This window comes from Flammeovirga aprica JL-4 (assembly GCF_012844305.1).
In the GTDB taxonomy this organism is placed as follows: Bacteria; Bacteroidota; Bacteroidia; order Cytophagales; family Flammeovirgaceae; genus Flammeovirga; species Flammeovirga aprica.
Genome location: NZ_JABANE010000373.1, coordinates 1 through 650 on the forward strand (window position 1 = coordinate 1; position 650 = coordinate 650).

Genomic DNA, 650 nt, shown 5'->3' on the forward strand with positions numbered 1-650 from the left:
GTATTTTATGACTTTTCAATAACACAAGCCACCTCTTTTCCATCAAAAGCAACACCTACAAACATTAATTCTGTCTTATTATTCTCCTCTAAAACGGTAATGTATTTAGATTCATGGATTTGTTCCATTGCTTCTTGAGCTAATTCTTTCAATGCAGGAGAACTCCTTTTCCATTTCTTAAATTCAAAAACCCAACCTCTTGGATCATTGATATTTTTAGGATAAATAATTAAATCTGCTCGTCCTAAACCTGTTTCTGGGTTTGATTTAATGATAAATTTATTAGATAAATGTGCCATCAAGCCTAAAATAAAAGCATGATAAACTTTTTCTGGCAATGCACCTCTGTGTTGAATATCATGGTAACTGAAAGAAGTTAACATATACTGAGAAAGTACTTCTTCAAATTCTAGGGCATCCTGATCTAGAAGTGCCGTTAAAATTGAACTTTCACTTACCTCTGATGATCGTTCCAACAAACGTTCAAGCATCTGATCGTAAACCACTTTCACCTCCTCATTTGGAATCTTCAAACCATAATAATATTTCCTCCCTTCTTGGTTTCTATATGTAGGTGTTAAATACCCATTAAACAACAATAAACCTAAAACCGTCTTCTCTGAACCATTCTCTAAGTCTTTAAAAATAGT

The 650-nt window shown here is 33.1% G+C and carries 1 protein-coding gene; it reads right to left on the reverse strand.

Annotation, left to right across the window (positions count from 1 at the left end):
* Nucleotides 1-5: 5 nt before the first annotated feature.
* The coding region (locus HHU12_RS34440; protein WP_205960099.1) for a PD-(D/E)XK nuclease domain-containing protein at nucleotides 6-650 on the reverse strand (645 nt) is incomplete at its 5' end.